Annotated in this window: 28 protein-coding genes and 1 tRNA gene; 9 read left to right on the top strand and 20 right to left on the bottom strand. The window is 60.8% G+C overall.

The window, feature by feature from the left end; all coding sequences use genetic code 11:
- The 4 genes from ACI2JX_RS05845 to ACI2JX_RS05830 form a co-directional block, all read right to left on the bottom strand.
- Window positions 1-3,558 (bottom strand): molybdopterin cofactor-binding domain-containing protein, encoded by a 3,558-nt coding sequence (locus ACI2JX_RS05845; RefSeq protein ID WP_404689600.1) that lies wholly within the window; start codon window positions 3,556-3,558, stop codon window positions 1-3.
- 15 nt (window positions 3,559-3,573) lie between these two features.
- A complete protein-coding gene (locus tag ACI2JX_RS05840; protein ID WP_186553604.1) occupies window positions 3,574-4,041 on the bottom strand; it encodes a (2Fe-2S)-binding protein in 468 nt (155 codons plus the stop codon).
- Between the two features lie 1,106 nt (window positions 4,042-5,147).
- Window positions 5,148-5,627 (bottom strand): MarR family winged helix-turn-helix transcriptional regulator, encoded by a 480-nt coding sequence (locus ACI2JX_RS05835; protein ID WP_264235982.1) that lies wholly within the window; start codon window positions 5,625-5,627, stop codon window positions 5,148-5,150.
- Window positions 5,628-5,698: 71 nt separating this feature from the next.
- Complete coding sequence (locus tag ACI2JX_RS05830) at window positions 5,699-6,751, bottom strand: 2,5-dihydroxypyridine 5,6-dioxygenase (protein WP_404689599.1); 1,053 nt, start codon at window positions 6,749-6,751, stop codon at window positions 5,699-5,701.
- Window positions 6,752-7,081: 330 nt separating this feature from the next.
- On the opposite strand from ACI2JX_RS05830, the gene ACI2JX_RS05825 reads away from it, so the two are divergent.
- The 6 genes from ACI2JX_RS05825 (at window position 7,082) to ACI2JX_RS05800 (ending at window position 13,409) form a co-directional block, all read left to right on the top strand.
- Complete coding sequence (locus ACI2JX_RS05825; RefSeq protein WP_264235980.1) at window positions 7,082-8,230, top strand: FAD-dependent monooxygenase; 1,149 nt, start codon at window positions 7,082-7,084, stop codon at window positions 8,228-8,230.
- Window positions 8,227-9,033, top strand: coding sequence for an N-formylmaleamate deformylase (gene nicD, locus ACI2JX_RS05820; protein WP_404689598.1), 807 nt, complete (start codon window positions 8,227-8,229; stop codon window positions 9,031-9,033). Before ACI2JX_RS05825 ends, nicD begins: the two co-directional genes overlap by 4 nt.
- 13 nt (window positions 9,034-9,046) lie before the next feature.
- On the top strand, window positions 9,047-9,799 hold the full coding sequence (locus tag ACI2JX_RS05815; RefSeq protein ID WP_186553609.1) for an Asp/Glu racemase: 753 nt from the start codon (window positions 9,047-9,049) through the stop codon (window positions 9,797-9,799).
- 14 nt (window positions 9,800-9,813) lie between these two features.
- Window positions 9,814-10,455 carry an N-carbamoylsarcosine amidohydrolase gene (locus ACI2JX_RS05810; RefSeq protein ID WP_404689597.1) on the top strand — a complete coding sequence of 214 codons (642 nt, stop codon included), beginning with the start codon at window positions 9,814-9,816 and terminating at the stop codon, window positions 10,453-10,455.
- A gap of 209 nt (window positions 10,456-10,664) precedes the next feature.
- A complete protein-coding gene (locus ACI2JX_RS05805) occupies window positions 10,665-11,978 on the top strand; it encodes an MFS transporter (protein WP_186553611.1) in 1,314 nt (437 codons plus the stop codon).
- 138 nt (window positions 11,979-12,116) lie between these two features.
- The gene (locus ACI2JX_RS05800; protein ID WP_404689596.1) at window positions 12,117-13,409 is read left to right on the top strand and encodes an OprD family porin; all 1,293 of its coding nucleotides are present in this window, start codon (window positions 12,117-12,119) and stop codon (window positions 13,407-13,409) included.
- A gap of 101 nt (window positions 13,410-13,510) precedes the next feature.
- Here the strand turns inward: ACI2JX_RS05800 and trbK are convergent, their stop codons facing one another.
- The 12 genes from trbK to thrS form a co-directional block, all read right to left on the bottom strand.
- Entirely contained in the window at window positions 13,511-13,657 is a 147-nt protein-coding gene (trbK, locus tag ACI2JX_RS05795; protein ID WP_404689595.1) for an entry exclusion lipoprotein TrbK, read from the bottom strand.
- 19 nt (window positions 13,658-13,676) lie between these two features.
- Entirely contained in the window at window positions 13,677-13,877 is a 201-nt protein-coding gene (locus ACI2JX_RS05790; RefSeq protein ID WP_264236059.1) for a hypothetical protein, read from the bottom strand.
- Between the two features lie 168 nt (window positions 13,878-14,045).
- Window positions 14,046-14,846 (bottom strand): hypothetical protein, encoded by an 801-nt coding sequence (locus tag ACI2JX_RS05785; protein WP_404689594.1) that lies wholly within the window; start codon window positions 14,844-14,846, stop codon window positions 14,046-14,048.
- A gap of 319 nt (window positions 14,847-15,165) precedes the next feature.
- Window positions 15,166-15,242, bottom strand: a tRNA-Pro gene (locus tag ACI2JX_RS05780).
- Between the two features lie 98 nt (window positions 15,243-15,340).
- Window positions 15,341-15,697 (bottom strand): MerR family transcriptional regulator, encoded by a 357-nt coding sequence (locus ACI2JX_RS05775; RefSeq protein ID WP_043213594.1) that lies wholly within the window; start codon window positions 15,695-15,697, stop codon window positions 15,341-15,343.
- Window positions 15,678-15,980, bottom strand: coding sequence for an integration host factor subunit alpha (ihfA, locus tag ACI2JX_RS05770; protein ID WP_009394049.1), 303 nt, complete (start codon window positions 15,978-15,980; stop codon window positions 15,678-15,680). The genes ACI2JX_RS05775 and ihfA overlap by 20 nt, the downstream gene beginning before the upstream one ends.
- Before the next feature lie 4 nt (window positions 15,981-15,984).
- Window positions 15,985-18,366, bottom strand: coding sequence for a phenylalanine--tRNA ligase subunit beta (gene pheT / locus ACI2JX_RS05765; RefSeq protein ID WP_404689593.1), 2,382 nt, complete (start codon window positions 18,364-18,366; stop codon window positions 15,985-15,987).
- Window positions 18,367-18,397: 31 nt separating this feature from the next.
- Complete coding sequence (gene pheS / locus ACI2JX_RS05760; protein WP_186556120.1) at window positions 18,398-19,414, bottom strand: phenylalanine--tRNA ligase subunit alpha; 1,017 nt, start codon at window positions 19,412-19,414, stop codon at window positions 18,398-18,400.
- Window positions 19,415-19,523: 109 nt separating this feature from the next.
- Complete coding sequence (rplT, locus tag ACI2JX_RS05755) at window positions 19,524-19,880, bottom strand: 50S ribosomal protein L20 (RefSeq protein ID WP_003250671.1); 357 nt, start codon at window positions 19,878-19,880, stop codon at window positions 19,524-19,526.
- A gap of 27 nt (window positions 19,881-19,907) precedes the next feature.
- Window positions 19,908-20,102 (bottom strand): 50S ribosomal protein L35, encoded by a 195-nt coding sequence (gene rpmI / locus ACI2JX_RS05750; RefSeq protein ID WP_008100408.1) that lies wholly within the window; start codon window positions 20,100-20,102, stop codon window positions 19,908-19,910.
- Window positions 20,103-20,163: 61 nt separating this feature from the next.
- Window positions 20,164-20,715: a translation initiation factor IF-3 gene (gene infC / locus ACI2JX_RS05745; RefSeq protein WP_186556145.1), complete on the bottom strand. Its 552-nt coding sequence runs from the start codon at window positions 20,713-20,715 to the stop codon at window positions 20,164-20,166.
- Window positions 20,715-22,637, bottom strand: coding sequence for a threonine--tRNA ligase (gene thrS, locus ACI2JX_RS05740; RefSeq protein ID WP_264235967.1), 1,923 nt, complete (start codon window positions 22,635-22,637; stop codon window positions 20,715-20,717). Before thrS ends, infC begins: the two co-directional genes overlap by 1 nt.
- Window positions 22,638-22,969: 332 nt before the next feature.
- On the opposite strand from thrS, the gene ACI2JX_RS05735 reads away from it, so the two are divergent.
- Both ACI2JX_RS05735 and ACI2JX_RS05730 read left to right on the top strand, forming a co-directional pair.
- Window positions 22,970-23,272 carry a hypothetical protein gene (locus ACI2JX_RS05735; protein WP_368971897.1) on the top strand — a complete coding sequence of 101 codons (303 nt, stop codon included), beginning with the start codon at window positions 22,970-22,972 and terminating at the stop codon, window positions 23,270-23,272.
- A 164-nt stretch (window positions 23,273-23,436) separates the two neighbouring features.
- A complete protein-coding gene (locus ACI2JX_RS05730) occupies window positions 23,437-23,649 on the top strand; it encodes a cold-shock protein (RefSeq protein ID WP_110993890.1) in 213 nt (70 codons plus the stop codon).
- A gap of 160 nt (window positions 23,650-23,809) precedes the next feature.
- On the opposite strand, the gene ACI2JX_RS05725 is transcribed toward ACI2JX_RS05730, so the two are convergent.
- Entirely contained in the window at window positions 23,810-24,133 is a 324-nt protein-coding gene (locus ACI2JX_RS05725; protein ID WP_368971898.1) for an I78 family peptidase inhibitor, read from the bottom strand.
- 286 nt (window positions 24,134-24,419) lie between these two features.
- On the opposite strand from ACI2JX_RS05725, the gene ACI2JX_RS05720 reads away from it, so the two are divergent.
- A complete protein-coding gene (locus tag ACI2JX_RS05720) occupies window positions 24,420-24,632 on the top strand; it encodes a hypothetical protein (protein ID WP_264235964.1) in 213 nt (70 codons plus the stop codon).
- Here the strand turns inward: ACI2JX_RS05720 and ACI2JX_RS05715 are convergent.
- Genes ACI2JX_RS05715 through rbsK form a run of 3 tightly spaced genes read right to left on the bottom strand, consistent with a single transcriptional unit; the run spans window position 24,604 to window position 26,967 of the window.
- Entirely contained in the window at window positions 24,604-25,611 is a 1,008-nt protein-coding gene (locus tag ACI2JX_RS05715) for a nucleoside hydrolase (RefSeq protein ID WP_264235963.1), read from the bottom strand. The two genes, ACI2JX_RS05720 and ACI2JX_RS05715, sit on opposite strands and share 29 nt — an antisense overlap.
- A gap of 46 nt (window positions 25,612-25,657) precedes the next feature.
- Entirely contained in the window at window positions 25,658-26,062 is a 405-nt protein-coding gene (gene rbsD / locus ACI2JX_RS05710; protein ID WP_404689592.1) for a D-ribose pyranase, read from the bottom strand.
- The gene (rbsK, locus tag ACI2JX_RS05705; RefSeq protein ID WP_404689591.1) at window positions 26,059-26,967 is read right to left on the bottom strand and encodes a ribokinase; all 909 of its coding nucleotides are present in this window, start codon (window positions 26,965-26,967) and stop codon (window positions 26,059-26,061) included. Before rbsK ends, rbsD begins: the two co-directional genes overlap by 4 nt.
- Window positions 26,968-26,971 lie beyond the last annotated feature (4 nt).

Below are 26,971 nucleotides of genomic sequence, written 5' to 3'. Positions count from 1 at the left end.
TCAGTGGCTGCCAGGATTGGCACGCACTAGAGCGCTCTTGGCCTGCAGCCCCTCCCAGGCCGGCTGGCTGCCAGCAAAACGCTGGCGTAGGTAAGCGGCAAGGTCGGCTACCTGGCGGTCCGATAAGCTGTCCTTGAACCCCGGCATGTAGCCCAGGTCGGGCGTTGCTGGATGGGCAATGCCGTGCAGCACCACGCGCAGCAGGTTGTCTGGCAGCGCGCTATGGACGTTGCTATTGACTGCCATCGACGGGCTGACGCCGAACAGTTTCGGCCCAAGCCCATCGCTGTGACAGGCCAGGCAGGCGCCCTTGAATAGGCGCTCACCGTTACTCAACGAAACCTGCGAATCGACTTGTGGCGCGGGCTTGGCTGCAACCTGCTGCGGTGTGCCGTCGAGGGATGTCAGGTAATGGGCGATCGCCCGCACATCGCTCTGCGGCAAGCTGGCCAGTTCGCTGACCACCGGCCCCATGGGGCCTGCGGCAACGCCGTGCTTGTCGGAAAAGCCAGTGCTCAGGTACGTGAACAACTCGCTCTCGCTCCACGGCGTCGCAGACTTGCCTAGCGCGTTCAGCGCTGGCGCTTCCCAGCCATCGACCATGCCGCCGGCCAAATAGCTGGAACCGCCCTTTTCCGCGCCCATCAGGTTGCGCGGCGAATGACAGGCAGTGCAGTGCCCCAGGCCATCGACCAGATAGGCACCACGGTTCCACTGTGCGCTGCGCTGCGGGTCGGGCTGATACTCGCCGCGCTTGAGAAACAGCGCGTTCCAACCCGCCATCAGCGGGCGCTGGTTGAACGGGAAACGCATCTGGTTGGCCGGCGCCTCCTGGCGGACCGGCGTCTGCGACATCAGGTAGGCGTACAGCGCCTGCATGTCTGCGTCGGTGATAGTGCGAAACGAGGTGTAGGGAAACGCCGGATACAGATGTCGGCCATCGCGGCTGATGCCCTCGCGCATGGCCCGTTCGAACGCGGCGAATGACCAGCGACCAATGCCGGTTTCCGGGTCGGGGGTGATGTTGGTGCTGTACAGCGTGCCGAACGGCGTATCCATCGCCAGGCCGCCGACATTGACCTTGCCACCGCTGACCGTATGACACACCGCGCAATCACCGGCCGCCGCCACTTGGCGCCCACGTTCGAGCATCGAGGCCGACCAGCTACCGGCGGCCGGTGGCGTTACCGGGGCGATCTCGGCGCGCCAGGGCAACGCCGTGGCGGCCATGCCCAATGCCGCACCGATTACCCCAGCGAGCGAGCCGAACCACCATTTCGAGCGTTTGCTCGCAGGCTGCGCTGGCGGCTCAGGGGCCTGGTTTTCAGCGTTCAGCGCCGCGCGCACCCGTTCGGCGGTGATCGGCAGTTCGCGAAAGCGGATACCCGTGGCATCGAAGATCGCGTTGGCGATGGCCGCCGCGCTCGGCACCGAAGCCGACTCACCGCTGCCCATCGGTGGTTCATGTTGGCGCGGCAGCATCATCACATCGATCGCCGGCACCTCGGGGAAGGTCAGGATTGGGTAGCCACCCCACTCCTTGCTCGCCACGGTGGACTCCTCGAAGCTCACCTGTTCCTTGAGCACGCGGCTGGTCGACTGGATCACATTGCCGTGAATCTGATGCCGCACCCCTTCGGGGTTGACCATCATTCCGGCGTCATGGCCGATTACCACGCGGGTCACCGCCACCTCGCCGGTACGCCGGTCAACCGCGACATCGGCAACCCAAGCAGCCCACGCGGCACCAAAACCTGGGAACTTACTGTGGATGTAGCGCGCGTAAGCGAACCCGCGGCCACGCAACACATCGCCTTCGGCAGGGGTTTGCATGGGTTCGCTGCGCGGCTGCCAGTCGGCCCGTTCGGCGGTGGCTTTGACCAAGTCGATGGCGCGCGGATCGGACAGATGCTTGAGGCGGTACTCAACCGGATCGACGCCTGCGGCAAAGGCCAGCTCGTCGATGTACGACTCGTGGGCGAAGCTGTTGGGCATCGCCGACACACCGCGCATCCACGACGCGCGCACCAGCGGCGTCATGTCGTTGATGGTCACGCGCATGTGCTCATAGTCATACGGCGGGATCGAGGTTCGGTCGCCCATCTCGAACAGCGCCGGCACTGGCTCTACCGCGCCGGTGAGCAGCAAGGCCAAGGTGGGGGCGCCGTTGGAGGGGTAGCTGGTCTGGAAATCGTAGGCGGCCACTGTGCCATCGGCATTCAAGCCGCCGTCGATTTCCATCAACTGTGCGGTGCCCTTGGGCTCCCAGGCATGCTCCTGCTCGCGGGTCAGTTGCACCCGCACCGGGCGGCCGACCGCACGGGACATCAGCACCGCGTCAGCGCAGACATCGTCAGCGCAGTTGCGGCCATAGCAGCCAGCGGCTTCCATGCGGATGATCTCGATGCGCTGTTCCTCACACGCCAACAGCCAAGCCAGGTCGGCGCGCAGCAGGTGCGGGTTCTGGGTGCCGGACCAGACGCGGATCGGCCCCTCGGTAAAGTCGGCCAAGGCGCACGACGGGCCAATCGAGCCATGCAGCTGATAGGGCCACAGATAACTGCGGCGCAGGCGCTGACTGGCATTGGCGATGCCGCCGTCGACATCGCCCTGATCCAGCACAGTACGCTGCACGCGAGGGTTGTCGCGGATCGCCTGGGCGATATCGCTCAGATCCGGCAGCTTGCCGGTGTATGGTTTCCAGCTGATCTTCAGTTCTTGGGCGGCGCGGATCGCCTGCTCTTCACGCTCGGCGACGACACCGACGAAGTCGCGGATGACCACCACCGCGATCACTCCGGGGAGATGGGCGATGGAGTCATGGTCCACCGCCAGCAGGCTGTTGCCAACGAAATCGCCGCTGTCGTGGCCAGCGTAGGGCGGGCGGATCACCCGGCCATGGAGCATGTCGGGCAGGCGCATATCGTGGACGTAGGTCAGCTCGCCAGTGGCTTTGCCAGGGATGTCTACCCGCGCCGCACTGCGTCCGACCAGGCGATAGTCGTCTACCGCCTTGAGCGGCGCATCGTCGGCAATCGGCAGTTGCTGGTTTCCGCCCTGAACCAGCTCGGCAAAACGCAGGCTCCGGCCGTCGCTGCTGATCACTGCGCCCTCCTCCATGCGCAGCGCATCTGGCGCACAGGCCAAGCGCTGGGCGGCCTGCTGCAGGAGGAAGCGCCGCGCCGTGGCCGCGGCCTTGCGCAGCGGCACGGCGGAAATCTGTAAGGTTGCGCTGGCGATGGTCGCGCCCTGGTTGGGAGCGCGCTCGGTGTCGCCCAGTACCATGTGCACCTGATCCATGCGCAGGTCGAGCTCTTCGGCAACGATTTGCGCCAGCGAGGTGCGAATGCCGGTGCCTAGGTCGACGTGGCCGTTGAAGGCGTAGACCATGCCGTCGTCACTGACCGCAAGAAACAGCGCCAGCTCGCGGGCCTTGAGCGTGGGCGTCACGCCCTTGGCCACCGGGCCTGAGGGCGGCGTGATCTGGTCGACGATCAGCAATACGTTGCTTTTGCCCAGCAGTTGCTCGCGGCTGGGAACGTGTTGTGAGTGGTTCATGTTCAGCTCCGGATCTCAGGCCAGGCGGCCGGCAGCGCGGCGCACGGCGCGCAGGATTTCGACGTGGGTACCGCAACGGCAGAGGTTGCCGGATAGCTCGTTGCGGATCTGCTCGTCGCTGGCATCGGGAATGCGGTCAAGCAGGGCCTTGGCGGTCATGATCATGCCATTCATGCAGTAGCCGCATTGGGCCGCCTGCTCATCGATGAACGCCTGCTGCACCGGATGCGGCGCGGCCTTGCTGCCCAGCCCTTCGAGGGTGGTGATGTCGCGGTTGGCGGCGCCGGACAGCGGGATCACGCAAGAGCGTGCGGCGACGCCATCGATGATCACCGTGCAGGCTCCGCATTCGCCTAGGCCGCAGCCGTACTTGGGGCCGTTCAGGCACAGGTCGTTGCGCAGGATCAGCAGCAAGGGGGTGTCGGCCATGGCGTTGACTTCGACGGGCTGACCGTTGATTCGCAGGGAGATGGTTGTTTGCATTGTTGGCTCATCTCTGGTGGTTGCATGCCGTTCAGGGCGAGTACCTGGGCGCTACCAAACAACTCAAATGGCGCGCTTGTTTAGGTAAGTACTCACTACATGAAATGATCAGGCAAGAAGCAGGCCAGGGATGATTCTGGGGGTTGGGGGTTGGGGGTTGGGGGTTGGGTTGCGAGATTATCCATTTGATGTAGCGCCGCCACTGGCCCCTTCCGCCTTTACGGCGGCTTACTTTTCTCTTGGGAAAAGTAAGCAAAACCGCTCGCTCCTACATACGGCCCTACGCTGCGCTTCGGGTCCCTTCGCGCCGGCGCCTTCCGGGCCCGCGCGGCCTACGATTTGCTGCGCAAATCTACATCTCGCGCCTTCGGCTACGCCGAAGGGTGCTAGCGCACCTGGCCCTCCAGACGCCTCTGCTCAGCCTCCTGAAGTCGCGAATCTGCGTCGCCTGAACCTGCGCGCTCGAAGATCAAGAGCAGGCGAATCGCTGCGCTCTCGCAGAAGCCAAAGCCAAAGCCAAAGCCAAAGCCAAAGCCAAAGCCAAAGCCAAAGCCAAATTTTGATTTTTCTGTTGTGTTGTTTGTTCTGGCCTCTTCGCGGGCAAGCCCGCTCCTACAGATACCACGCAGCTCTTGGTTAACGCTGACCCGTGGGAGCGGGCTTGCCCCGCGATGGCGTCCAACTATCCACCACACCTGGCACTATCGCCAGATAACGCCTGCCCAGTCGCCGCCACTAACTTCGCGACTTCAGGAGGCCGAGCGTAGGTGTCTGGAGGGCCAGGTGCGTCAGCACCCTTCGGCGTAGCCGAAGGCGCGAGATGTAGATTTGCGCAGCAAATCGTAGGCCGCGCGGGCCCGGAAGGCACCGAAGCGAGGGGACCCGAAGCGCAGCGTAGGGCCGGATGGTGGAGCGCAGACTTTTTTGGTTACTTTTTGGGGCGTTTGCCAAAAAGTGACCCGCCGTAAGGGCGGAAGGCGCCAGTGGCCGCGCCACAAAGAATGGATAAGCTCCCAAACCAAGAAACCGGAAACCAAGAAACCAAGAAACCAAGAAACCAAGAAACCAAGAAACCAAGAAACCAAGAAATCAGCCCAACACAACGATCAGCCCGCAACCCCCTCATCCCCATCAATCATCTTGCGCAGCAAAAACAAAATCGCCACCCGCTCAGCCGCATTCAAACACCCCATGCTCAGCTCACTGATCTGCCGAGCACAGGGAATCATCGCATCGAGCAGCGCCGCCCCACTGTCGGTCAGCTCGCAAATCACCTTGCGCCGATCCCCCGGATCAGGCGACAGCTGAATCAGCCCGCGCGCCTTGAGCCGCTCGACGATACCCCGGATGGTCGCCTGATCCACCGCAGTCGCCTTGATCAACTCAGCCTGGGAACTAGGCCCATGATCGCGCAAGGCGCACAGGGTAACGAACTGGATCGAGGTCAGCTGCGGGTCGCACGCCTGCTGCTGGAAGATCGCCGTATGCCGCTGATAGGCCTTGCGCAGCAAGTGGCCGACCTGTTCGGTAACGTCGTAGGGTGCGGTATCAGGTGCAGCAGTAGCGTTCGGAGTTTTGTTCGACATGTGATGGCTTGGGCTGTGAGGATTGGGCTGGCCGGGGCCCCGAAGAGCGGGGCGCCAGGCCAGTATAACCACTAACGCGCCTTGGACTGCTCAGGCGCAACCACATCCCCGGCCAGGACCACAGCAAGGTCGTCCAGATAGATATCGCAATTGCGCAGCGGTATATCCAGGTGACACGGGGTCTTGCGCTTGCCGCCGACCTCGGTGTTAGGGCCTGTGGAAAACAGGAAGTTGCCATAGAACGCGCGGGCGTCCATGCACATGCCGTCGTTGCGGTCGTGCAGGCCCATCGCCGTCCACTGCGCACGCGGCTGCAGGCCCCAGCCGATGTGGGAAATGCCGTAGACCTCAGGGTCATGGAAGTACTTCATGTAGTCGCGCAGGTACTCAGCTTCGAAACCGCCATGGATGCCAGTGATGAAGCCCTTTTCGATCTCCAGGGTAATGCGCTCGCGGCAGTAGTTCTTGAACGGCAGGATGATGTCGCCGACATCCAGCACCAGCGTGCCTTCGGCGCTGTCTTCGTTCGGCCAGGTGAACAGAAAGCCACTGGGCCAGTGGTCCCAACGGCCTGGCTCATCGGCGTAGCCGTATTCGGTGACGGCTGGATACTGGCCGAGCGGCGCATGGAAATCACTGCCTGCCTTTGACCGCACATGCATGCTGCGCGCCTGTTTGAGCACGGTTTCAGCGGCCAGCACGCGACGCTTGTCGTCCTCGCTCGGCAGCATGCGCGCCAGGACTTCCGGGGGCTCGACCGCCAACAGGATGCGCGTGCCGGTCTTGAGAATCTGCTCTTGCTCAGGGGAATGCAGCAGCATCATGGTGTCGACGATCAGGTCGGCAGCTTCCAGCGCCCGCTGCGCGGCCAGGTTACCGGTCAAGGCGGTGTCACCGCAGTAGGCGGTCATGTCGTTGCCCATCGCCGTGGGGTGATTGAACGATGGCAGCTCCACCGCATACACCTTGGCCTTGAGGCGCTGCGCCGCCTCCATTGCCGCGTTCACCGTACGCGGGTCGGAATAGTGGCTTTTGAGCACGGCGACGCTCTGCGTTTCGTCCACACGGGACAGCTTGAGCACGTGTTCGAACATCTGGGTCAGTTCTGCATTGCTAACCGGCATCGGTTTTCTCCTGAGCATGCCTGGATGGGCTCGAGATGCTGCACTGCCGTAGTGCACGGCGCTTCATCTCGGTGCGAATTAATAGTGTATACACCCTATTTATCTAGATGAAAGCGCATCCAGCCGACAAGCGCAAGTGGCGCACCCAAACGTTACCATTTCACACATACCCCAGTATTTGCGGTGACAAATCGCTAAATACAACTTTCGATCGTTTGTTTGAAATTAATTCGATCGCACTCTTCCCATTGAAAATTTATAGCGTATACACTCGATTGCATCAGACGGCCGAGCCGCTGAGCACATCACAGAACAAGAGGAGAGATACCTATGCGGGGCAGGCAGAAAATCGCAATCGTCGGTGCAGGTCTGGGTGGCGCGGCTGCCGCCACGTTGCTGCAGCAGGCTGGTTTTGAGGTCGACGTGTACGAGCAGGCGCCGGAATTCACCCGCCTGGGCGCGGGCATTCATATCGGCCCTAACGTGATGAAGATCTTCCGCCGCATGGGGCTGGAGCAAAAGCTGGAGCTGATGAGCTCGCATCCAGATTTCTGGTTCAGCCGCGACGGCGTCAGCGGTGACTACCTGTCGCGCATCCCCCTCGGCGAGTTCGCCCGCCGCGAGTACGGCGCCTCATACATCACCATCCACCGTGGCGACCTGCACGCCCTGCAGATCGATGCGATCAAGCCAGGCACGGTGCACTTCGGCAAGCGCCTGGAAAAGATTGTCGACGAGGGTGATCAGGTACGCCTGGACTTCGCCGACGGCACCCACACCGTGGCCGACATCGTCATCGGCGCCGACGGCATCCACTCGAAGATCCGCGAAGAGCTGCTGGGCGTCGAAGCGCCGATCTACAGCGGCTGGGTCGCCCACCGCGCATTGATTCGCGGCGAGCACCTGGCACAGCACGCCGATGTGTTCGAGGACTGCGTGAAATGGTGGACCGAAGATCGCCACATGATGGTCTACTACACCACCGGCAAGCGCGACGAGTACTATTTCGTCACCGGCGTGCCGCACGAAGCCTGGGACTTCCAGGGCCCATTCGTCGACAGCAGCCAGGAAGAAATGCGCGCTGCCTTCGACGGCTACCACCCCACCGTGCAGAAGCTGATCGGCGCCACCGAGTCGATTACCAAATGGCCGCTGCGCAACCGCAACCCACTGCCGCTGTGGAGCCGTGGTCGCCTGGTACTGCTGGGCGATGCCTGCCATCCGATGAAGCCGCACATGGCGCAGGGTGCGTGCATGGCGATCGAAGACGCGGCGATGCTCACCCGCTGCCTGCAAGAAACCGGGCTGTCCGACCACCGCAGCGCCTTCGCCCTGTATGAGGCAAACCGCAAGGAGCGCGCCTCGCGGGTGCAGTCGGTATCCAACGCCAACACCTTCCTCTACACCCAGGAAGACCCAGCCTGGGTCTACGGCTACGACCTCTACGCCCAAGAACTCAAGAGCGGGGAGGCAGCATGAGCAGCTTTATCGCCGGCGGCAACGTCAGCGCCAACGGCATCCGCCAGCATTACCTGCGCTACGGTGGCAAAGGCCCGGCCCTGATCCTGGTCCCGGGTATCACCAGCCCGGCGATTACTTGGGGCTTCGTCGCCGAGCGCCTGGGCCAGCACTTTGACACCTATGTGCTGGATGTACGCGGCCGCGGCCTGTCCGCAAGCGGGCCTGAACTGGACTACGGCATCGATGCCTGCGCGGCGGATATCCCGGCCTTCGCGGCGGCACTGGGCCTGGACCGCTATCACCTGGTCGGCCACTCGATGGGCGCGCGCTTCGCCATCCGCGCCGCCGCCCAGGGCGCGCCTGGATTGCAGCGATTGGTGCTGATCGATCCGCCGGTGTCCGGCCCGGGTCGTCGCGAGTACCCAAGCAAGCTGCCCTGGTACGTAGACTCGATCCGCCAGGCCACGCTCGGCATGAGTGGCGACGACATGCGCGCCTTCTGCGCGACCTGGACCGACGAACAGCTAGCGCTGCGCGCCGAATGGCTGCACACCTGCTATGAACCGGCAATCGTGCGCGCCTTCAACGATTTTCACGAGGTCGACATTCACCAGGACCTGCACCACGTGCATCAGCCGGCGTTGCTGATGGTGGCCGGGCGCGGCGGTGTGATCCAGCCGCAGGACATCGCCGAAATCCGCGAGCTCAAGCCGGACATCCAGGTCGTCCAAGTGGAAAACGCCGGACACATGATTCCCTGGGATGACCTGGAAGGCTTCTTCGCTGCCTTCGCTGATTTCCTCGACCATCCTCTCGTCTGAAGGAGCACAAGACATGACCAAGCTGTACCGCATCGGCCAGATCGTGCCGAGCTCGAACACCACCATGGAAACCGAGATCCCGGCGATGCTCCTGGCCCGTCAGGCGATTCGCCCCGAGCGCTTCACCTTCCACTCCAGCCGCATGCGCATGAAGCAGGTAAAAAAGGAAGAACTGGCAGCGATGGACGCGGAGTCCGACCGCTGCGCACTGGAGCTGTCCGACGCCAAGGTCGACGTCCTCGGCTACGCCTGCCTGGTAGCAATCATGGCGATGGGCTTGGGCTACCACCGCCAGTCGGAGAAACGCCTGCAGAAAGCCACCGCCGACAACGATGCACTGGCGCCGGTGATCACCAGTGCCGGGGCGCTGGTGCAAGCTCTGCACGTGATGAAAGCCAAGCGCATCGCCATCGTCGCGCCTTACATGAAGCCGCTGACCGAATTGGTGGTCAACTACATCCGCGAAGAAGGCTTCGAAGTGCAGGATTGGCGCGCGCTGGAGATCCCCGACAACCTCGCCGTGGCCCGCCACGATCCGGCCAACCTGCCTGGCATCGTCGCCGGCATGAACCTTGAAGGCGTCGATGTGGTGGTACTTTCGGCCTGCGTGCAAATGCAATCGTTGCCAGCGGTGGCCAAGGTCGAGGCACAAACCGGCAAGCCGGTGGTCACCGCCGCCATTGCCACTACCTACGCCATGCTCAAGGCATTGGACCTGGAGCCCGTGGTTCCAGGTGCCGGCGCCCTACTGTCGGGCGCTTACTGAATCGGGAGACGCACATGAGCGACGCACAAAGCGCCAGCGACAACTACCAGGGCGTATGGGGCCAGCGCATCGGCTTCGGGCACAAGGCGGCCCTGCTGATGATCGACTTCATGCAGGGCTACACCACCCCCGGTGCGCCGCTCTACGCCCCTGGCGTGGTAACGGCTGTCGAGCAGGCCACCGGCCTGCTGGCACTGGCCCGTGGCTGCGGTACGCTGGTGGTGCACACCAACATCCGCTACCAGGCCCCCCACTTCACCGATGGCGGGGTGTGGGTACGCAAGGCGCCGGTGATGAAGGACATGGTCGAAGGCAACCCGCTGGCTGAGTTCTGTGAGGCGGTGCTGCCTCGGGCAGATGAAGTGGTGCTCAGCAAGCAATACGCCAGCGCCTTTTTCGGCACCAGCCTGGCCTCGCTACTGCATGCCCAAGGCATCGACACCGTGGTACTGGCCGGGTGCTCGACCAGCGGCTGCATCCGTGCCAGTGCAGTCGATGCGCTGCAGCATGGCTTCAGAACCATCGTGGTGCGCGAGTGCGTCGGTGATCGGCACAACGATCCACATGAAGCCAACCTGTTCGACATCGACAGCAAGTACGGCGATGTCATCAGCCGGCAGGAGGCCATGGCTCAATTGCAGCGTCTGGCCGCCTAAAACCCGGCCGCCCTTTTGCCCATAACAATTACGCAACGGCGCGGGAAGCCCGTTGCATGACCGTCCGCTGTGCAGACGGCCGCCCCGCAGGAGCGCTCGGGGCCTTGTGACGCTGCCCAGAAACGTCGCGTATAGTGCGCGGCGCGCCTGGAGCGTCGAAAACTGCTGGCCTAAAAACAACCACAAAGTCGCCCGCCAGGAGACAGGAAATGCCAATTGCGAATGCAACCACGGTCCACGCTGAAGTCGACCAGGGTACTCAAGCGCTTTACCGCCGGATCACTTGGAGGCTCATCCCCTTCCTGTGCTTCTGCTACCTCGCAGCCTATCTAGACCGCATCAACGTCGGCTTCGCCAAGCTGCAAATGCTCGAAGACCTGCAGTTCAGCACCGCAGCCTATGGCCTGGGTGCGGGGCTGTTCTTCGTCGGTTATATCATTTTCGAAGTGCCGAGCAACCTGATCCTGCAGCGGGTCGGCGCCAAGCTGTGGATCGCCCGCATCATGATCACCTGGGGCCTGCTCTCGGCCTGCACCATGTTCGTCACCAGCACCACGCAGTTCTACATCCTGCGCTTTCTGCTCGGCGCGGCCGAAGCGGGCTTTCTGCCAGGCGTGCTGTTCTACCTGACCATGTGGTACCCGACCTACCGCCGCGGGCGGATCATTGCCCTATTCATGATCGGCCTGCCGCTGTCGAGCGTGATTGGCGGGCCGATCTCTGGCTGGATCATGGGCCATTTCGACCAGGTCCACGGCCTCCATGGCTGGCAGTGGCTGTTCTTGCTCGAAGCAATCCCCAGCGTGCTGCTCGGCATCCTGACGTTCTGGGCGTTGCCGAACAACTTCCAACAGGCCAAGTGGCTGTCGGATGACGACAAGGCGCAGCTGGCAGCGGACCTTGCTGCCGATGATGCCGAAGGCAAGGGCAGCAAGCACAGCTTTCGCGATGGCTTCTTCAACCTGAAGGTGTGGATGCTTGGCGGCATCGACTTCTCGATCCTGCTCAGTGCCTATGCCATGGGCTTCTGGATGCCGACCTTCATCCGCGATGCCGGCGTCAGCGACACCTTCCACATTGGCCTGCTCACAGCGATCCCGAGCCTGGCCGCGCTGCTTGGCATGCTGATGATCGGGGCCAGCTCCGACCGCCATCGCGAACGCCGCTGGCACATCATCGTGCCCTTCATCATCGGCGCGATCGCCATGGCCAGCAGCACCCTGTTCAGCCAGAACCTGGTGATGACCGTACTGCTGTTCGCCATCGCCTCGGCGGCGATCATCGGTGCCGTGCCGGTGTTCTTCAGCCTGCCGGCGACCTTCCTCAAGGGCACGGCGGCAGCCACCGGTTTCGCCCTGGCCTGCTCACTGGCCAATATCGCAGGCTTGGTGAGCAACTCACTGATGGGCATGGTCACCGACCTCACCGGCACCTCCCATGCGGCGCTGTGGGTGTTCGCCCTGTGCCTGCTGCTTAGCTGCTTTTTGGTGATCGCCCTGCCCGCGAAGCTGGTCAACCGCTAACGGTCCAGCGCTTCGCGCAACGGCAGCGCAAGCGGGCTCGCAGCCCGCTTGCCGATTCCCTTTCAACGCACCCCCGTCGTGGACGATCGCCTGGCCGCCACGCAGGGTTGCTGTTGCCTGAATTCAGGAGTAGCTCACATGCAAGGTCACACCCATCAACGCTTAGCCTGCACCGCACGCCTGACTGGCGGTTGTCTTGCCGCCGCCCTGTGCGCCGAAGCGACGGCCGAAGAAGCCGGCTTCATCGAAGGCGCCAAGGCCACGCTGCAAGCCCGCAATTATTTCTTCAGCCGCGACTATGCCGATATCAAAGGCAGCAGCACCCAGTCGCGCACCCAGGAGTGGGCTCAGGGCTTTATCCTCAATGCCAGCTCCGGCTACACCCAGGGCACACTGGGCGTCGGCATCGACGTCACCGGCCTGCTCGGCTTCAAACTCGACAGCAGCCCCGAGCACGCCAAGTCCGGGCTGTTGCCCAGCCTTGAAAGCGGCAAGTCGGCCGACAACTACAGCCGCCTAGGCGCGGCGATCAAGTTCAAGCTATCGCAGACCGAGCTCAAAGTCGGCGAGTTGATGCCCAACCTGCCGGTGCTGCTGTTCAGCGACCTGCGCCTGCTACCGCCGACCTATCAAGGCGCGATGCTCGAGTCGCGCGAGTTTGCCGGGCTGACCTTGAGCGCCGGGCAGTTCCGCTCGACCAGCCTGCGCGACTCTTCCAACAGCCAGAAGATGTATGCGCTAGTCAACGACCCGATCAATCCGGCGCGCCTGGCGCGGTTTACCAGTGACCGCTTCAACTACCTCGGCGCCGACTATGCCTTCAACGACAACCGCACCAGTGTCGGCGTATGGCAGGCGCAACTGGAGGACATCTATCAACAGCGCTTCTACAGCTTCAAGCACGCCGAGCCGCTCGGTGACTGGACGCTTGGGGTCAATGCCGGCTACTTCGATGCCCGCGAGGATGGCCGCCAGATCGCTGGTAAATACGACAACCATGCGCTGTTCAGCCTGTTCTCGGCCAAGACCGGCGGGCATACCTTCTACGTCGGTTATCAGCAGATCGGCGGCGACGACGGCTTCATCCAAGTCGGTGCCAACACCAACCCGATGGGCAACACCCTGCCCACCTACGAGTTCTCGGCGCCGGGCGAGCGCTCATGGCAGGTGCGCCATGACTACAACTTCGTTGCATTGGGTATTCCTGGGCTGACTTCGACCCTGCGCTATGTCCAAGGGCGTGATGTAGAGACTGGGCTGGGCTTCGAAGGGCGTGACCGCGAGCGCGACCTGGACCTGGCCTATGTGGTGCAGAGCGGGCCGTTGGCCGGGCTGGGGGTGCGGCTACGCAACGTTATGGCACGTTCGAACTACCGCACGGATATCGATGAGAACCGGTTGGTCCTGAGTTATACGGTCAAGCTGTTCTGAATGGGGCGAGGCTGGGGCCACCCGCAAGGCGCTCCAGCCTGCCCAGCGGCGCTGATCACCAGCGCCTCCAATCTCAGACGCCCCGCATGACTGATAGATAGTTACCAGGTCTTGGGTTCGGACTTCTTGAAGGAGCCGCCAGTCATGCACTGTTCGACCAGATTGTCCCGAGCTTTATTGTCAGGAAGGGTCTTCAAGTAATTGGGCTGACAATGTTCGCTGGACACTGCGTATGCTGCAGAATCCATGGCCTCTTCATTGGCGCCCTCACCATCTGCCTGCGAGGTAGAACATACCTCCAGCAAAGCAACTGATGAAAACGCCATCGAGCACATCACCGACAGTACCGCACCCCGACAGATAGCCTTCGACCTGCACTGCCAGGAACAACAGGGCGAGCAAAAGAACGACGCCCATGATGCGCCGCTGAAGCTTGAACCTGGCCTTGTCAGTTCCGAACCACAGCATACCTGCCTCCTGCTCTAATCCCTCTACACCCCCACGCAATCTCGAAATCCGCGGCGGATAGAAATGATCTTACAAGGGGAAACATAGGGTTTGGCGACAGTCGCAGCCTGCCAACTGCTGCAACGCAAGCCAAACCCTATGCAAAGAACGGCTCAAACCAAACGGCTATCAGATCTTCGGCTTGACCGCCCTTGCTTGCTCGTCTGCCAGTTTCTGTTTGCGCTCAGCTTCTGCCTTGGCTTCGCCAGCAGCCAGCTCATCAAACATCGACTTGGCATCAATGATCGACACTGTGTAGTGAGGCACCATGTCGTCACTTTGCGTCGAAGCCCCCACCGAGATGATTTTGCCGCAGTTTGGGCTGAACGAACGCGGGGCGCTTATCGACACGCCCGGGATATTGCTGCTGCGAGCGCCGCCCTGGCAAGGCGCCACGCCAGAGCCAAACCACTGTTTGCCGTTGCGGTCGTATTGCCAGTTGAAGCCGAGCCCCATCATGTTCGAGGTGCTGGAAGGTTTACCGAACTTTTCCGTCAGGGCTGCCTTGAGCGCGTCGATCTTGATACGCCCGCCTTCATCGAAGCGCTGAACGCGAGCGATGAACCATACCTTGCCAGACTCGTTCTGCAGCGCTGCAAACTCGTCGGATGGCCCGCCTGCATTGGTGGTGCCAGTCCATGGCATCCGGTCGTCCGTCTTCGCCGTGACGCCAGCTTCCTGGCCGGTAGTCAGCATCAACGAAGAAATTTTGTAGTCGGGATTGGCCTTGGCAATGGCGGCCTTGGCTTCAGCCAACGAGGAACCGATGACCACGCCTGAAATATCGTCTGCGGCCAAGGTTGCCGTGCTTGCGAGGGCGGCAAGAGTCGCGGCGGCTAAGACACTTAACCCCTTCAGATGAGCGTTTTTGCAAGCCTTTTTCAGTACTTGCGCGTCGTTATGTTCGTTTGCAACAACAGCCAATTGCATGAGACCTCTTCCTGAAGTCGATTGAAGGACGCAAAAGGTATCACATTGTTTCCATTTGCAAAGAGCGAGAGCTCCGCTCCCGAATAGCCTTGAGGATCTATGCGCTCCCGGCAGTACAGTATTATTGCCTCGGCCGCTCCAGCTGCTGAACTAAGCCAACACAGCGAGTGCGAGGGAGCGAATCATGGCTTGAATCACTCGTCCTGGCTTTCATCAGGCGGAGTGATGTTCCAGAAGTTGTCGCTCGCTTCCTGTTAAGAAAAGGCCACCCATAAAAAAATCCAGTCACCGTTAAGTGACTGGATTTTTTAGGGATTTTTGGTCGGGACGGAGTGATTCGAACACTCGACCCCTTGCACCCCATGCAAGTGCGCTACCGGGCTGCGCTACGCCCCGAACTGCTCTCGATACTGCTGAGAACGTTGAGAAATCTACCCTAAGCGTCTGATTAATGGAAGCTTTTTTTAAAAAAACTTTCCACTCGTCGGATCAGATCACTTCTTCAGCACCACTAGCACATCTTCCAATTCAGCAATCATCTGCCGGATCAGTTGCTTGTACTGGGTGGTATCGTCCTTGGCTTCATCACTGGACAAACGCAACCGCGCGCCGCCGATGGTGAAGCCTTGGTCATACAGCAGCGCGCGGATCTGGCGGATCATCAGCACATCTTGGCGCTGATAATACCGCCGGTTTCCGCGGCGCTTGACTGGGTTGAGTTGCGGGAACTCCTGCTCCCAATAACGCAACACGTGCGGTTTTACCGCGCAGAGCTCGCTAACTTCACCGATGGTGAAGTAGCGTTTGCCCGGTATGGGGGGCAGCTCGTCGTTATGGCTTGGTTCCAGCATAGGCCTCAACCCGGGCTTTCAGTTTCTGCCCTGGACGAAAGGTGACGACACGGCGTGCGGTAATCGGGATCTCTTCCCCAGTCTTGGGGTTGCGGCCCGGCCGCTGGCGTTTGTCGCGAAGGTCAAAGTTGCCGAAACCGGACAACTTGACCTGCTCGTTGTCTTCAAGCGCGTGGCGAATCTCTTCGAAGAACAACTCGACCAGTTCCTTCGCTTCGCGCTTGTTGAGCCCCAGCTCCTCGTACAGCCTTTCGGCCATCTCAGCTTTCGTCAGAGCACCCATGCCGTTATTTCCTTAACGTGGTGTTCAACCTTTGTTCGAGCGAGGTGAGGATCAACTGCAGGGTGGCGTTCACCTCATCGTCATTAAGAGTGCGCGATGGATGCTGCCAGGTCAAGCCGACGGCCAGGCTTTTTCTATCAGGATCAATACCTTTACCCTGGTAGACATCAAACAGCCTGAGGTCTGTGAGCCATTCGCCTGCATTGTCACGAATTACTTCAAGGACCGAGCTCGAAGCTACATCACGTCCCGCGATCAAAGCCAGGTCACGCCTGGTTTCAGGGAACTTGGACAGTTCGCTGAATTTCGGCAGGCGACCTTCGACCACTTCCTCCAGGATAAGCTCGAAGACGAACACCGGGCGGTCCAGGTCGAGGGTCTTGGCGAGTTCTGGGTGAAGGGCGCCGAGGTAGCCGACTTCCTTGCCGTCACGTTCGATGCGAGCAGTCTGACCTGGGTGCAGGGCAGGATGTTTGCCGGCGACGAAGGTGAAGTCGTTGAGCGCGCCAGAGTAGCCCAGCAGGGCTTCTACGTCGGCCTTGACGTCGAAGAAGTCAATGTTGTCACGGGCATTGGCCCAGCCTTCCGGCAGGCGGGTGCCAGTGACGACGCCGGCGATCATCGGCTGTTGCTTGAGATCACCCAGCTGGCCGACGAAGCGCTGGCCGCTCTCGAACAGGCGCACGCGATCTTGCTGGCGATTGAGGTTGTGCTGCAGTGCCTTGACCAGGCCCGGCCACAACGAGGCGCGCATGGCAGCCATGTCGTTGGAAATCGGGTTGGCCAGCAGTAGCGGCTCGACGCCAGGGGTGAACAGCTCGAACAGCTTCGGATCGATGAAGCTGTAGGTGATTGCTTCCTGGTAGCCGCGAGCAACCAGCAGGCGGCGCAGGGTTGGCAACTCGCCACGGGCTTCCGGAGCACCTTTTGGCGCCAGACGCGCTTGCGGGTAGCGTACCGGCAGGTGGTTGTAGCCGTACAGGCGAGCCAGCTCTTCGATCAGGTCGACTTCCAGGCTGATGTCGAAGCGGTGGCTTGGAACATTGACGGTCCACTGCCCTGCCCCATTGCTGGTGGTGGTCAGTTCCAGGGCGTTGAGCAGTTGCTCGACCTGTGCTGGCTCCATCTCCATGCCGAGCATCTGGGTGATGCGTTCGGCGCGCAGGGTGATCGGCGCCACTTTAGGCAGGTGCTGCTCGCTGACACTCTCGATGATCGGGCCAGCTTCGCCACCAACGATCTCCAGCACCAGCGCGGTAGCGCGCTCCATGGCTTCGCGGGCCAGTTGCGAGTCGACGCCGCGCTCGTAGCGATGCGAGGCATCGGTGTGCAGGCCGTAGGAACGGGCCTTGCCTGCGACCGAAATAGGCTCGAAGAAGGCGCTCTCAAGGAACAGGTCGCGGGTCTTCTCAGTATTGACACCACTATGCTCGCCACCCATGACGCCAGCGATAGCCAGGGCCCGGGTGTGGTCGGCGATGACCAGGGTGTCGCTACGCAGGGCCACTTCCTGGCCATCGAGCAGGACCAGTTTCTCGCCCTCTTCGGCCATCCGCACGCGGATGCCGCCGTTGATTTCCGCGAGGTCGAAAGCGTGCATCGGTTGCCCAAGCTCAAGCATCACGTAGTTGGTGATGTCGACGGCAGCGTCGATACTGCGCACATCGCTGCGGCGCAGGCGCTCGACCAGCCACAGCGGGCTTGGCCTGGACAGGTCGACATTGCGGATGACCCGACCCAGGTAGCGCGGGCACGCAGCCGGAGCGCTGACTTCGACCGAGCGTACTTCGTCGTGAGCGGGCGCGACTGCTGGCACCGCCAGACGAGTGACCGGAACGTTGTACAGAGCGCTGACATCGCGCGCCAGACCGACTACCGACAAGCAGTCGCCGCGGTTCGGGGTCAGGCCAATCTCGATGCTGGCGTCGTCCAGGTTCAGGTATTGACGAATGTCTTCACCAACCGGGGCATCGGCTGCCAGTTCGAGCAGGCCATCGTTTTCTTCGCTGATCTGCAGCTCGGCCGCCGAGCAGAGCATGCCGAACGACTCGACACCCCGCAGCTTGGCCTTCTTGATCTTGAAGTCGCCCGGCAGTTCGGCGCCGATCATGGCGAACGGGATCTTAATGCCTGGACGCGCATTGGGCGCGCCGCAAACCACCTGGAAGGTTTCCTGGCCGCTGCTCACCTGGCAGACGCGCAGCTTATCGGCGTCCGGGTGTTGCTCGGTGCTCAGGATTTCGCCAACGACGATACCGCTGAACTGACCAGCAGCCGGGGTAACGCTGTCGACTTCGAGGCCGGCCATGGACAGACGAGCGACCAGCTCGTCACGGGAGACGTGCGGGTTGACCCAACCGCGCAGCCACTGTTCACTGAATTTCATGCTGTTCTCCTGAAAGTTGCGTCGATTGGGCCTAGCGGAATTGGGCGAGGAACCGCAGGTCGTTGTCGAAGAACAGACGCAAATCGTTGACGCCATAGCGCAGCATGGCCAGGCGCTCGGCACCCATGCCGAAGGCGAAGCCTTGGAACTCTTCCGGATCGATACCGGACATGCGCAGCACGTTCGGGTGGACCATGCCGCAGCCCATGACTTCCAGCCAGCCCGTCTGCTTGCAGACGCGGCAGCCTTTGCCGGAGCACATCACACACTGGATATCGACTTCAGCAGACGGCTCGGTGAAGGGGAAGAACGACGGACGGAAACGCACGTCCAGTTGTTTTTCGAAGAACACGCGCAGGAATTCTTCGATGGTGCCCTTGAGGTCGGCGAAATTGATGTCGCGATCGATCAACAGGCCTTCGACCTGGTGGAACATCGGCGAGTGAGTGATATCCGAGTCGCAGCGATAGACGCGGCCCGGGCAAACAATGCGGATTGGCGGCTGAGTGGACTCCATGGTCCGCACCTGCACCGGCGAGGTGTGGGTACGCAGCAGCATGTTGGCATTGAAATAGAAGGTGTCGTGCATCGCCCGCGCCGGGTGGTGGCCAGGGATGTTGAGCGCTTCGAAGTTATGGTAGTCGTCTTCGACCTCAGGGCCTTCGGCAATGCCGTAGCCGATGTGGGTGAAGAACTGCTCGATACGCTCGAGGGTGCGGGTGATCGGGTGCAGGCCACCGGTGGTCTGGCCACGACCTGGCAAGGTCACATCAATGCATTCGGCCGCCAGGCGAGCGCTGAGCTCAGCCTCTTCAAAGGCAGCTTTGCGTGCGTTGAGCACTTCGGTGACGCGTTCCTTGGCGTCGTTGATCAGCGCTCCAACCTTGGGGCGCTCTTCGGCTGGCAGGTTGCCCAGGGTCTTCATCACCTGGGTCAGCTCGCCCTTCTTGCCGAGAAATTGAACCCGGATCTGTTCCAGGGCATTGATGTCTTCAGCGCGCTCCACAGCTTCCAGGGCTTGGGAGACCAGCGCATCCAGGTTTTCCATGTACAGACTCCAGATACGAAAATAGGGGAAGAGCTTTGAAGGCTCTTCCCCTATCGATGACGTTCAACACCCAGCGACGCTAGCATCGCCGGGTGATTGTCGTGGGTACTTAAGCCAGAACGGCTTTAGCCTTCTCGACAATCGCAGCAAACGCCGCTTTTTCGTTCACTGCCAGGTCAGCCAGAACTTTGCGGTCGATTTCGATCGACGCTTTTTTCAGGCCAGCAATCAGACGGCTGTAAGACAGACCGTTGGTGCGGGCACCGGCGTTGATACGAGCGATCCACAGAGCGCGGAACTGACGCTTTTTCTGGCGACGGTCACGGTAGGCGTATTGACCAGCCTTGATGACAGCCTGCTTGGCAACACGGAATACGCGCGAACGTGCACCGTAGTAGCCTTTAGCCAGTTTCAGAATTTTCTTGTGACGCTTACGAGCGATTACGCCGCGCTTTACACGAGCCATGAGTAACTTCCTCTATCTAGACCAGAATTAACGAACGCGCAGCATGCGCGCGACTTTTGCCACGTCAGACGGGTGCAGCAGGCTGCTACCACGCAGTTGACGCTTACGCTTAGTCGACATTTTGGTCAGGATGTGGCTCTTGAAAGCGTGCTTGTGCTTGAAGCCGGAAGCCGTTTTCAGGAAACGCTTCGCAGCACCGCTCTTGGTTTTCATTTTTGGCATGTTGGAACTCCGCATTCGATAAAATTACACAATAATCATCAGGCCTGCCGTGCCCGGGAGATTACTTCTTCTTTTTGGGGGCGATGACCATCATAAGCTGGCGTCCTTCCATCTTCGGATGCTGCTCAACGGTGCCGTATTCGATCAGGTCAGCTTCAACCCGCTTCAACAGCTCCATGCCCAGCTCCTGGTGGGCCATCTCACGACCACGGAATCTCAGAGAGATCTTGGCCTTGTCCCCATCACTAAGGAAACGTACCAGGTTGCGTAGTTTTACCTGGTAATCCCCTTCCTCCGTCCCTGGACGAAACTTGATTTCTTTGATCTGGATCTGCTTCTGGTTTTTCTTGGCCTCGTTGGCCTGCTTCTTCTTCTCGAAGAGGTGCTTGCCGTAGTCCATGACCTTGCAGACAGGAGGTACGGCGTCAGCAGAAATCTCTACCAGATCCAGCTTCGCTTCTTCAGCGATACGAAGCGCTTCATCAATCGAGACGATGCCAATCTGCTCGCCGTCAGCGCCAATTAACCGAACCTCGCGGGCCGAGATATTCTCGTTGATCGGGGCCTTCGGTGCAGTTCGTTTATCGTTTCTCATTTCACGCTTAATAGTTATTACTCCGATTCTTGGCGACCACGCCGGGAAACCGCATGCGCAAGGAGCTCAGCGAATTGGGCGACGGGCATGGAGCCCAGGTCAGCGCCTTCGCGAGTACGCACAGCGACGGTTTGCGTTTCGACTTCACGGTCCCCTATAACCAAAAGGTACGGGACCTTGAGCAAAGTATGCTCGCGGATTTTAAAGCCGATCTTCTCATTTCTCAAGTCAGACTTGGCACGGAAACCGCTATCGGTCAGGTTTTTTTCCACCTCAAGGGCGAAATCGGCCTGTTTGTCGGTGATATTCATGATCACCGCCTGGGTTGGCGCCAGCCAGGCTGGGAAGACACCGGCATAGTGCTCGATGAGCATGCCGATGAAGCGCTCGAACGAACCGAGGATGGCGCGGTGCAGCATCACCGGACGCTTACGGGCATTGTCTTCGGCGATGTAGCTGGCGTCCAGACGCTCAGGCAGGTTCGGATCGTATTGCAGGGTACCACACTGCCAGTTACGGCCCAGGCAGTCGCGCAGGGTGAACTCGATCTTCGGACCGTAGAACGCGCCCTCGCCCGGCTGATATTCCCACTCCAGGCCCGACTCGTTCAGGGCATCGGCCAGCGCACCTTCAGCGCGATCCCACAGCTCTTCGGAACCGACGCGCTTGACCGGACGGGTCGAGAGCTTCATGGCGATGTCGGTGAAGCCGAAGTCCTTGTACACATCCAAGGTCAGCTTGATGAAGTCGGCGGCTTCTTTCTTCACCTGATCTTCGGTGCAGAAAATGTGCGCGTCGTCTTGCACGAAGCCACGCACACGCATGATGCCGTGCAGGGCGCCGGATGGCTCATTGCGATGGCAAGCACCGAATTCAGCCAGACGCAGCGGCAGATCGCGGTACGACTTCAGGCCCTGATTGAACACCTGCACGTGGCATGGGCAGTTCATCGGCTTTACCGCGTAGTCGCGGCTTTCCGACGAAGTGGTGAACATGTTTTCGGCGTAGTTGGACCAGTGACCGGACTTCTCCCACAGGATGCGGTCGACCACTTGCGGGGTCTTGATCTCAAGGTAGCCATTGATACGCTGGACGTTGCGCATGTATTGCTCGAGCACCTGATACACGGTCCAGCCGTTCGGGTGCCAGAAGACCATGCCCGGGGCTTCTTCCTGCAGGTGGAACAGATCCAGCTGCTTGCCGATCTTGCGGTGGTCGCGTTTTTCGGCTTCTTCGATGCGCTGGATGTAGGCTGCCAGCTGCTTCTTGTCAGCCCAGGCGGTGCCGTACACACGTTGCAATTGCTCGTTCTTGGCATCGCCGCGCCAGTAGGCGCCGGACAGCTTGGTCAGCTTGAATGCCTTGAGGAAGCGGGTGTTCGGCACGTGCGGACCGCGGCACATGTCGACGTATTCTTCGTGATAGTACAGGCCCATGGCCTGCTCATCGGGCATGTCTTCGACCAAGCGCAGCTTGTAGTCTTCACCGCGATTGCGGAACACGTCGATGACTTCGGCGCGCGGGGTCATCTTCTTGATGACGTCGTAATCCTTCTCGATCAGCTGTTGCATGCGCTTTTCGATGGCCGCGAGGTCGTCAGGAGTGAAGGGGCGCTCGTAGGCAATGTCGTAATAGAAGCCTTCGTCGATCACCGGGCCGATCACCATCTTGGCGGTCGGGTACAGCTGCTTCACTGCGTGGCCGATCAGGTGGGCGCACGAGTGACGGATGATCTCCAGTCCCTCTTCATCTTTAGGGGTGATGATCTGCAGGGTGGCGTCGTGCTCGATCAGATCGCACGCATCGACCAGTTTGCCGTCGACCTTGCCGGCCAGGGTGGCCTTGGCCAGGCCTGCGCCAATAGAGGCAGCGACTTCAGCTACGGATACGGCGTGATCGAACGAACGTTGACTGCCATCGGGAAGAGTAATAGTGGGCATGGCGCCTCCTCTCCTAGTGGTGACCCCTACCAAAGGTCACGTGGGTTGGGATGAGCCAGTACAAGATCCGACCTGCCTTTCCCGCGGGAAAGCCTGCCTCACAGTGGCAGAAGCCTTTCGGCTTGCCAGGGACGAACCAGAGTGACTGGAAAATAAAATGATTACGGCCGGCACCAGGCCCGCCGCAAGCCAAGCATGCTAGCACGCGGGTTGCACCCCAGGCAGAAATATTTGGAAATTACGCCCCGTGCTGAACTTGTGCGGAAATTTGCCTATCAGACTTTCTGAAGCATCCTACTCTGTATGAGACCTAACCCAAGGAGTGTCTGGTTATGCGATTTCAGTCTCTTTTGGCCTTGACTGCCGCCGGCGCCCTGCTGCTGCCCATGGCCGCAACCGCTGGCGACTTCCCGGCCGGCAAGCAAGCGACCTACATGACACAGTGCCAGCAGGTGGCGACGGGCCAGGGCGTCGATGCCAATACGGCCAAAAAACACTGTGAATGTGGCGCACAAGCCATCAAGAAGAATTTCACAGACGAGGAAATCAAGGATTTGGACAGCCAGGACGGAGTGGATGCCAAATTGATGAAAAAGGCGCAAACCGTGGTCCAGCAGGCCTGCAACGCTAATTGATACGGCGATTTTGTGGCTTACTGCGCTTTTATTTGCGATGGATCAGCATAATCCGAAGGTAAAAGGCGCGACATCCGCAGAATTAGACTATGATGTACCTGGCGCACGTAGCTTCGGCCACATTTGCACCTCGATAAAAAATCATGTTTCTGGAGATTCACCCCATGTCCAATCGCCAAACCGGCACCGTCAAGTGGTTCAACGATGAGAAAGGCTTCGGCTTCATCACTCCTCAAGGCGGCGGCGACGACCTGTTCGTACACTTCAAAGCCATCGAAACCGACGGCTTCAAGAGCCTGAAAGAAGGCCAGACTGTTTCCTTCGTCGCTGAACGCGGCCAGAAGGGCATGCAGGCTGCACAGGTTCGTCCGGAGTAATTCGGATTGTTGTAAAAAAACCCGCCCTTGTGGCGGGTTTTTTTATGCTTGGGATCTGCTCTGCCAGTGGCAGGGCTTCCCATCGCGGGACAAGCCCGCCCCCACGCAATCGCTCAAACGAATACGTGGCAGCGGACTTGCGCCCGACGGCAGGAGCGGATCAACCGCAGTTAACGCGAATGACCTTGCCCTGCTCATCAACGTTCAAGTTCAAGCGCTCAGAGCGATACTCCAGGGTAATTACATCGTGTGGCTTGAGGATTCGCGCCATCTGCGAGCCACTGGCCTTGCGCGCCTGCTCGAGCAGGTCTGGGGTGCCCGGCTTGCCAACTGCAAAGTCGGCGCCACTGGCTTCGCAGCGGCCGTCGTTACCGGCTGGAGCCGCCGGGGCGTTGCCAGCAGTGCCGGAAGAACCGCCTGTGCTGCAACCTGCCAGGACTGTAGCCACCAGCAGGGTTGCCAGGGAAGCACGGGTACGGAACATGAATCCTCCTAATCATCATGGGAACTGCTCTATGCGACAGCTCCACGCAAAATTTGTTGCAAAACCGCACAAGTCTGCCTGAATCGGCCGCTTGAGGCGAAACGCTAATCGTGACCGGATTTTGCACCACACCGATAGTTTGCCAGCCGAGCGTTCTTATGCCTAAGTCGCAGGGCTATTGACGCAAAGGCATGATTTACTGCAATAAGTGGAGCGCAGCATGCCTCCCTACGAACGCCAGGGTCAGGTGTTCGCCTCATCGCCCGGGCCGTCACGAGAATCTCCCATGAGCAGTCATACCATCGATGCCGATATCAAGGTCAAATGGGCCGAGGGCCAGAGCGCCTACAGCCCTGGCACACCCGAGGAGCTGCTGTTGATTGCCGTCGATCTACTGGTGCGCGATCGCGGCAGTGAGGCGACGCGCAGCTTCATCGAACAGGTGCTCGAGCGCTACGCGCCACACGAAGCTATTGCAATCGAGCCAGACGCTCGCTGAGCAGGTCAAACAAACCCTGGGCGTCGCCATCTCCGATCCACAGCACATTGGCCGGTTGCTTGAGCACACCGTACCAATCCGCCACGGTCTGGCCGAAGGTTGGCCCTTCGCGGCTATCGACTGTCATGTGGATCTGCCGCCCGCTGAACAACTCGGGCTTGAGCAGGTAGGCAATGACGCTGGCATCATGCACCGGGCCGCCGGGCATGCCGTAAAGGTCCATATCGTGCTTGATGTAGGCGTTGAGAATATCCACTACCTGCTTGCTGGCCCGATTATTCACCGCAGCCAATTGCTTGAGGCGAGTCTCGCTGGTCAATAGCTTGTGCGTGACATCCAGCGGCAGATAGGTGAGCTTGACGCCACTGGCCAGCACCACTTGCGCGGCATGCGGGTCGGCGAACAGGTTGAATTCCGCAGCTGGGGTGATATTGCCGCCATTGAAGTGCGCACCACCCATCACCACCACTTCCTTGATGCCGTCGACGATATCGGGTTGCTGAATCAACGCCAAGGCCAGGTTGGTTTGCGGCCCTAGCATGGCGATGGTGATGCTATGCGGCTCGGCAGCGCCCAGGGTATCGACCAGATACTGCACCGCATTGCCCTTGGCCAGGCCCTGCTTTGGCTCGTGCACACTGACGCCCGTAAGCCCTTCTTCGCCATGCACTTCGGCGGCGTAGATTGGCGGGCGTACCAGCGGGCGGCCGGCGCCAGCATATACAGGGATCTCCTCCCGGCCTGCCCATTCGCGCGCCAGGCGAGCATTGCGTGAGGTTTTTGCCAATCTCACATTGCCGGCAACGGTGGTGATGGCGCGAATGTTCAGCGCGTCAGGCGAGGCCATGGCCAAAAAAAGTGCCACCAGATCGTCCGCCCCGGGGTCGGTATCGATGATCAGGTCGCGAGGCGCGGCCTGCAGACTGGCGGCGGCGATGGTGGACATCAGTACGACTCCTTGTAGCAAACGCTTGAGCATCGAGCACTCCTTGCTGCGTGATGAATGGAAGACTTGCGCCCTGAACTTAAAAGGTAACGCCAGCGATTAGGGCAATGTTGCTATAGGGCTGGCACTCTCCCGTGCGCACGATAGCCTTGGCCTGCCTGCTCAGATCCTTGAACTCGCTGTGGTGCAGACGTTCACGCCCGCCGAGCACGCCTTGCGCATGGAGCCGTTCGATCTCCGCCAGGGCCGGCGGCGAAACCTGAAACAGCTCTTCGGCGAGCACGTGTCGCTCGACCTGCATCTCGCTCAGCACCGCGCGCAGGACACTGGCGAAATCAGGAATCCCAGGGGTCAGGGCCAAGTCGATCAGTTCGACACCCGCTGGCACTGGCAGCCCCGCGTCACCAATAATCACCACATCGCCGTGCCCCAAACCGGCAATGGTGCGGGACAAGGCGATATTGAGCAGCGCGGTTTTCTTCACGACTGCAACTCCCTGGCGTAAGGAATCGACGGCTGGGCGCCCGCTCGGGTGACCGACAACGCCGCGGCGCGCTGACCGAAAGCAATCGCCTCACCCTCCTCCATCCCCTGCGACAACCCTGCCGCAAAACCACCAATGAAGGTATCCCCGGCCGCAGTGGTGTCCAGCGGTTCGACGGGCGGCGCCGGGAAGTGCTGGCTGCCGTCGGCATTGACGAACAAGGCACCTTGAGCGCCGAGGGTGACGATCACTTTGCCTGCCCCCAGCTTCAGCAACTGCTCAGCGGCGCGACGGGCGCTATCCTGGTCCGTCACGGGCAGGCCAGCCAGGGCCTCGGCCTCGCTTTCATTGGGGGTGAGGTAATCAATATGGGCAAACCACTGCGCCGGCAGCGGCCCGCTAGCCGGCGCAGGATTGAGAATGACCGTCTTGCCCAGCTCGCGGGCGCGAGCCAGGGTCCAACCTACCGTGGGCAGCGGCACCTCAAGCTGACAGATGACGATCTCGGCAGCCTGCAACAAGGCGTCGAAACGCTGCACCGCCTCAGGGCTGAGGAGCCCATTGCCGCCGGGAATGATGACAATGGCGTTTTGGCTCGAGGCATCCACCACGATCAACGCCACCCCACTGGACACGCCGTCGCACACGCTCACAGCCTGGCAGTCAACACCTTCGACCTGTAGCGCCTGGCGCAACTGCTGGCCATAGGCGTCATCGCCGACGTTGCCGATCATCGCTACGCTGCCGCCCAGGCGTGCCACCGCCACCGCCTGATTGGCACCCTTGCCTCCCGGAACAGTGAAGAAACTGTCGCCGGCCAGCGTCTCACCACCGCGCGGCAAACGCGTGGCGCGGGCCACCAGGTCCATGTTGAGGCTGCCGACCACTACTACCTTGGCATCCATGGCA

The sequence above is a fragment of the Pseudomonas sp. NPDC088890 genome (assembly GCF_044900155.1).
GTDB lineage: Bacteria > Pseudomonadota > Gammaproteobacteria > Pseudomonadales > Pseudomonadaceae > Aquipseudomonas > Aquipseudomonas urmiensis.
The sequence above is the reverse complement of the archived record's forward strand: the minus strand, read 5'-3'. Positions and strand labels throughout refer to the sequence as shown.